The 6610-nt window shown below is 71.0% G+C and carries 4 protein-coding genes; 2 read left to right on the forward strand and 2 right to left on the reverse strand.

Annotated elements, in window-relative coordinates; translation table 11 throughout:
* Positions 1-1263, reverse strand: a 1263-nt coding sequence (locus tag I6A60_RS40530; protein WP_238437264.1) for an MFS transporter, incomplete at its 3' end; no start/stop codon positions are given.
* Positions 1264-1343: 80 nt separating this feature from the next.
* On the opposite strand from I6A60_RS40530, the gene I6A60_RS40535 reads away from it, so the two are divergent.
* Positions 1344-1976, forward strand: coding sequence for a TetR/AcrR family transcriptional regulator (locus I6A60_RS40535; RefSeq protein WP_203020964.1), 633 nt, complete (start codon positions 1344-1346; stop codon positions 1974-1976).
* 22 nt (positions 1977-1998) lie between these two features.
* Here I6A60_RS40535 and I6A60_RS40540 read toward each other — a convergent pair whose 3' ends face one another.
* Positions 1999-2976 carry a glycosyltransferase family 2 protein gene (locus I6A60_RS40540; protein WP_203020966.1) on the reverse strand — a complete coding sequence of 326 codons (978 nt, stop codon included), beginning with the start codon at positions 2974-2976 and terminating at the stop codon, positions 1999-2001.
* 317 nt (positions 2977-3293) lie between these two features.
* Between I6A60_RS40540 and I6A60_RS40545 the strand changes: the two genes are divergently transcribed.
* A complete protein-coding gene (locus I6A60_RS40545) occupies positions 3294-6407 on the forward strand; it encodes an ExeM/NucH family extracellular endonuclease (RefSeq protein ID WP_203020968.1) in 3114 nt (1037 codons plus the stop codon).
* Positions 6408-6610: the final 203 nt, after the last annotated feature.

The raw sequence follows: 6610 nt of genomic DNA on the forward strand, positions 1-6610 counted from the left end.
CAAGTGGTGGGTGTAGATCGAGGTGAAGACGCTGCCGATGACGGCGACCCCGAGCGTGCCGCCGGCCTCGCGGGTGGCGTCGTTGACCGCCGACCCGACCCCGGCCTTCGCGGCGGGCAGCACGCTGAGGATCGACTCGGTGGCCGGGGCGGTGGTCAGGCCGAGGCCGGTGCCCATGAGAACCATCTGGGCCGCGATCTGCAGGTACGGCTGGTAGGTGCTGGACACCGCGATCCACGCGAACGAGCCGCCGAACAGCACCAGACCGGTGACGACGATGGTCCTGGTGCCGAGCCGGCCGGCCAGCAGGGTGCCGGTCACCGATCCGATCGCGATGGTCAGCGCCACCGGCAGGATCCGGACCCCGGTCGAGACGGTGCCGAAGCCGCGGATGAACTGGAAGTACTGAGTGATCAGGAAGATGAACCCGAAAAGCGCGAAGAACGCGACGGTCACCGCGCCGCTGGCGGCCGAGAAGGCGGGCGTCCGGAACAGGGACACGTCGAGCATCGGGGCCGGGTGGCGCCGCTCCAGCGTGACGAACGCGGCCGCGACGGCGGCGGTGACGGCGAAACCACCCACGGTCCAGGCCGAGGTCCAGCCGCGGTCTGGCGCCTCGATGATCGTGTAGACCAGCAGCCCGATGGCGGCCGACGAGGTCACCAGGCCGGGCAGGTCGAGCCGGGCGGCTGCCGGGTCGGAGGACTCCGGCACCAGCACGAACGCGAGCACGGCCGCGACCAGGGCGACCGGAACGAGCGCGACGAACACGCTGCCCCACCAGAAGTGGGCGAGCAACAGTCCCCCGGTGACGGGACCGATCGCGACGCCGAGGCCGGTGACCGCGCCCCACACGCCGATCGCCTTGGCCCGCTCGGCCCGGTCGGGGTAGGCGTTGGTGATGATCGACAGGGTCGTCGGGAAGATCAGCGCGGCGAACGCTCCCATGACGAAGCGCACGGCCACCAGCGCGCCGGCACCGTCGCACAGGGCGCCGATCCCGCTCATCAGCGCGAAGCCGACGAGCCCGCCGAGCAGCACCGGGCGCCGGCCGAACCGGTCGCCGATCGATCCGGCGGTGAGTACCAGGGCGGCGAAGGCCAGGTTGTAGCCGTCGACGATCCACTGCAGGTCCCTGGTGGTCGCCCCGAGCTGGCGGGCGAGGTCCGGCAGAGCGACGTTGACGATCGTGGTGTCCAGGTTGATCGCGAAGACGGCCAGGCAGACGGTCACGAGGACCGCGAGCCGGCGGCGGGGGCTCATGGACGGCACAGGGGCCACATCCCTTGAAGTTGACAGCGGCAACATTGGCAAGAGTCGCATGGAGAGTGGACACTGTCAACATGCCAACGGAAGAGCCGAGCCGCCCCTACCACCACGGTCATCTACGGGAGGCACTCGTCGAGGCCGGGGTCGGGCTGGCCCGGACCGGGGGCCCCGAGGCCGTCGTGCTGCGCTCGGCGACGCGCGCCGCCGGGGTCTCGCACAACGCGGCCTACCGGCACTTCGACGACCGGGACGAGCTGTTGCGGGCCGTGTGCGAACGATGCATGGGCCAGCTGGCCCAGCTCATGGAGACCCGGATCGACGCCGTGCCCGCGGAGACCGACCCGGTGGCGGAGGCCTGGCTCAAGCTCGGGGCGCTCGGGGGCGCCTACGTCGAGTTCGCCACCTCGGAACCCGGCTGGTTCCGGACGGCGTTCGCGGTGCCACGCACCACGCACATGTTCCAGCCCGGCGAAGGAGTCGGGAACTGCGGGCTGGGCCCCTACGAGATGCTCGGCGCCGGGCTCGACGAGCTGGTCCGGGTGGGCGCGATCCCGGCCGAACGCCGGCCCGGCGCCGAGTACGTTGCCTGGTCGGCCGTACACGGCCTGTCGAGCCTGCTCATCGACGGCCCGCTACGCGAGCTCCCCGACGCCGAGCGCGCCCACGCCCTCGACACCGTCCTCGAGGCCGTCGTCCGGGGGCTGTGACCCGCCACCGGGAGACGCTCCCTCACATGCGGTGCGAGGCGTCCGACTTCTTGTTGCCGATGCCGAAGTAGTTGTGCGGGCCGGGCACCAGCAGCTTGCGGAACTTGTCCGGCTGGACGGCGAGCACACCGATCGCTGCGTAGCACTGCTCCCGCTCGACGATCGGGAAACGCTGCCGGTGCACGGCGTCGGCGTATCCCCGGATCATGTTGGTGACCGGGGGCAGCACGCTCTTCTTCGCGTCCGGGTTGCTCCACTGGGCCTTCTGCCAGACGCTCATGTTGTTCGACGCCCCGGAGTGCGAGCGGCGCTGCCACAGCGGCTCCTCGACCACCCGCCAGGTCCCCAGCAACGCCAGCTCGGCCAGCAGGACCCGGTCGGTCCCGTAGAACTTCTGATGCAGCGGGGTCGTCAGCAGGACGTCGTGGCGGATCAGGCCGAAGATCTCGAAACACCACTTCGTGTGCAGCAGCACGTCGCGAAAACGGACGTGCGGGTGCGGGGAGCGCATCTTGCGGGTGGCGACGTTCGGGTCCGGCCCGTCGACATAGGTGCCCTTGTCATCGACGAACCCGACGCCGTCGTCGGCGGGCGCCAGCTGCTTGCCGTTCTCGTCGATGTGCGCGGCGAACGAGTGGCACAGGACGGCGTCGTGGTCGTTGCTCAGCAGGTTGTACGTCTGTTCCAGGTACTCCGGCAACAGGACGTCGTCGTCGGCGGCCCACCGGAAGAAGGGTGCCCGCGAGATCCGGGCGACCTCGTTGTAGTTCGCGTTCGCGCCGATGTTCTCCGCCTGGCGCACGTAGCGAATCCGCGAGTCCTCCTTGGCGTACGCCCGGCACAGGTCCTGGGTGCCGTCGTTCGAGGCGTTGTCCGAGATCACCAGCTCGAAGTCGCCGAACGTCTGCGCGAGGTGCGACTCGATCGCGGCCCCGAGGAAGTCGGCGCCGTTGTACACCGGAATCCCGATGCTGACCTCAGGTACCCGGGATTCCGTCATCGCAGCGTCTCCGTCAGTCGATCGTCAGCCTGCCGAGCACCAGGACCGCGCCCTGGACCACGCCCCCTCGAACGCGCCAACCATACCCTCACGTGAGGGTATGGTTGCGCGCCGGGCCCGGGTGTGATGCAGCCGGCGCACCCGTGACGGCAGCTTCGCCTGCGCCATTCGGCCCCGTCCGGCGCGACACCGTGGTGGGACCCGTCATCTGGTGTTCAGGCTCAGTCCTCTGTGGGGCGAGGCCCGGGCCCTAGCGTCCTGGATCGGCCCGCGCGCAACGGGCGGCGCCAACTCGTGACTATCGGGAGGCCGGGTCCATGCCACGCGTGCCCATAAGTCGAATCGCAGCCGCCGTGCTGTGCGCAGGTATCGGGAGCGTCTCGCTCGCCGCACCGGCACTGGCCAACCCGGGCGCCACCGGGCTGGTGATCAGCGAGGCCTACGTGAACGGCGGGTCGTCGGGAGCGAGCTATCTCAACAAGTTCGTCGAGCTGTTCAACCCGACCGCGAGCCCCGTCGCCCTCACCGGCGACACGCTGCAGTACCGCGCCCCCACCAGCACGGTGACCCCGAGCGGCGCACAGGTGTTCGCGCTGTCGGGCACGGTCGCCGCCCACGGCCACTTCCTCATCCAGCTGCCCAGCAACAACGCGAGCACCAACCCCGGCGCGCCGCTGCCCACCCCGGACCTCAGCACCGGCGGCAGCATCAACCCGGGCTCCGGCGGCGGCACCCTGTTCCTCGCGGCCAGCACCGCGGGCGTGCTGCCCACCGACGCGTCGGTGCTCGACAAGATCGGCTGGGGAACCAGCAACTCCCCCGAGGGAACCGCCCCCACCGGCAACTCCGTCGTCCTGAGCTACCAGCGCGACGCCGCCGGCACCGACACCGACAACAACGCCACGGACTTCTCGGTCGCGGCCCCGACCCCGCAGAACGCGGCCAGTGACGGCGGCTCCACTGGCGGCGGCACGGTCACGGTCACCAGTCCCGGGACGCTGAACGCGACGGTCGGCACCGCGATCGCCCCGGTCACGCTGGCCGCCACCGGGGGCACCGCGCCCTACACATGGACGGCGACAGGCCTACCGGCCGGCCTCGCGATCTCCACGGCGGGCGTCCTGTCGGGAACGCCGACAGCGGCCGGCACGTCGTCCGTGACGGCGACCGCCACGGACTCGGCCGCAGCGACCGGCTCGGTGTCGTTCACCGTCCAGGTCGTCGACGCGGCACCGACCACCACGCCGATCGCGGCGATCCAGGGCACCAACACCGACACCTCGCCCCTCGCCGGCCAGACCGTGACCACTGAGGGCGTCGTCACCGCCGCCTACCCGACCGGCGGCTTCAACGGCTTCTTCCTGGAGACGGGCGGCGCCGGCGGGACCGCGGCGCAGGACGCGACTCCCGGGGCCTCCGACGCGGTGTTCGTCTTCGGCTCGATCTCGGCCGGCCAGGTCACCGTCGGCGAGAGCGTCCGCGTCACCGGCAAGGTGTCCGAGTTCCAGGGCGAGACCGAGATCGGCAGCCCGACCGTCACCCAGCTGGACACCCCGCTGCCGGCCGTCGTGCCCGACCAGCTCCCCTGGTCCGACCTCTCGACGGACGCGCAGAAGGAGTCGCACGAGGGCGAGCTGATCGCGCCTCAGGGTGACTTCACCGTCTCGGACAACTACGACGCCAACTGGTACGGCTCGTTCACCCTGGCCGCCGGGGACACCCCGCTACGCCAGCCGACCGACGTCGGCACCGCCGGCAGCCCGGCGGCCCAGTCCGCCGCCGCCGACGACGCGGCCCGGATGATCACCCTCGACGACGGGTCGAGCGTGAACTACTCGACCGGCGCCAACGCGAACACGCCGCTGCCCTGGCTGACCCCGACCAACCCGGTCAGCGTCGGCGCGAAGGTCACCTTCCACAAGCCGCTGGTCCTGGACTACCGGTTCTCGCTGTGGAACCTCCAGCCAACGGCCCAGGTCACCGACGACGGGGCCGCCGTGGCGACCTTCAGCGACACCCGGACCGGCAACGCGCAGCCGGCGACCGTCGGCGGCGGCGCCCGGCTGGCGACCTTCAACGTCGAGAACTACTTCTCGATGACCGGCGAGCAGTACGTCTCGATGGGTCTCGGCACCTGCACCTACTACACGGACCGGCAGGGCAACCGGATCGGCGTCAACACGTGCACCGGCACGGACGGCAGCCCGGGCCCGCGCGGCGCCGCCAACGACGCCAGCTTCGCCCGCCAGCAGTCGAAGATCGTCACCGGCATCAACCGGCTCGGGGCGAGCATCGTCTCGCTGGAGGAGGTGGAGAACTCCAGCAAGTTCGGCGAGCCGCGTGACACCGCGCTGGCCGGCCTGGTCGGCGCGCTCAACGCCGCGGCGGGCTCGAACGTGTGGGAGTTCGTCCCCTCGCCGCCCGACGACCAGCTGCCTCCGCTGGCGCAGCAGGACGTCATCCGGACCGCCTTCATCTACAAGCCCGCCGCGGTGTCCCTGGTCGGGGTCGCCAAGGTGCTGACCGGCGACTCGGCGGACGGCCAGCCCTTCTCGATCGCCAGGGAGCCGCTCGCACAGGGATTCAAGAAGGCCGGCGCCACCGACAAGGACGCGTTCCTCGTGGTGGCCAACCACCTGAAGTCGAAGGGCGCCGACGCGACCGGCCTCTACCCCGGCGACGCGGAGGACACCTCGTCCCCGGCGGTCGACCAGGGCGCGTTCAACGCGACCCGCGTGCACCAGGTGACCGACATGAGCGCGTTCGCCACGCAGACGGCGGCGGCCCTCGGTACGAACCGGATCTTCCTGCTCGGCGACTTCAACGCCTACACGGGTGAGGACCCGATGCAGGTGCTGTACGGCGCCGGCTACGTCGACCTTGGCAGCACGCTCGACCCGGCGGAGCAGACCTACTCGTACAACAGCCTCGAGGGCTCACTGGACCACGTGCTCGCCAACCCGGCCGCGCTGACGACGGTGACCGGCGCGGACGTGTGGCAGATCAACGCCCAGGAAGCCGTCGCCTTCGCGTACAGCCGTTACAACTACAACGCGACGCAGCTGTTCGACGGCACGAATCCGTTCGCCGCCTCCGACCATGACCCGGTCGTCGTCGGCCTGACGCTCCCCGCGACGCCGCTCCCGGCCGCCTGGAGCGCCTCGAAGGTCTACAACGCCCCCGACACGGTGACCTACAACGGCTCCACCTGGCAGGCGATGTGGTGGACGCAGAACCAGACGCCTGGCGACCCCAACGGACCGTGGGAGCAGATCGCGACCGCGCCCGACGGCATCGCGCTGTGGACGGCGTCACGCGTCTTCAACACCGGTGACGTCGCCGAATACCAGGGCAAGAAGTACGTCGCCAAGTGGTGGACCCGCAACCAGGTGCCTGGCGACCCCAACGGTCCCTGGAAGCTCTCCAGCTAGGGAATCTCGCTCACGACGGTAGGGCCGCCCGAACGGCGGCCCTACCCTGCACGACGGCCCGGGGGGGGGGGGGGGGGGGCGGCGCCCGCGCGCGCGGGGGTGGGGGGGGGGGGGGGGCGGGGGGGCGGGCGCGGACTGGGTGGCGGTGGCGGGGCAGCTGCGGCGGTTGGGGGCGCGGTGGTTGGTGGTGGTGGACAACGTCG

This window comes from Frankia sp. AgB1.9 (assembly GCF_016786355.1).
Taxonomy (GTDB): domain Bacteria; phylum Actinomycetota; class Actinomycetes; order Frankiales; family Frankiaceae; genus Pseudofrankia.

Coding starts and splice junctions, on each gene's coding strand:
- I6A60_RS40545 (WP_203020968.1), top strand. CDS start 3,294: ATGCCACGCGTGCCCATAAGTCGAATCGCAGCCGCCGTGCTGTGCGCA.
- I6A60_RS40535 (WP_203020964.1), top strand. CDS start 1,344: ATGCCAACGGAAGAGCCGAGCCGCCCCTACCACCACGGTCATCTACGG.
- I6A60_RS40540 (WP_203020966.1), bottom strand. CDS start 2,976: ATGACGGAATCCCGGGTACCTGAGGTCAGCATCGGGATTCCGGTGTAC.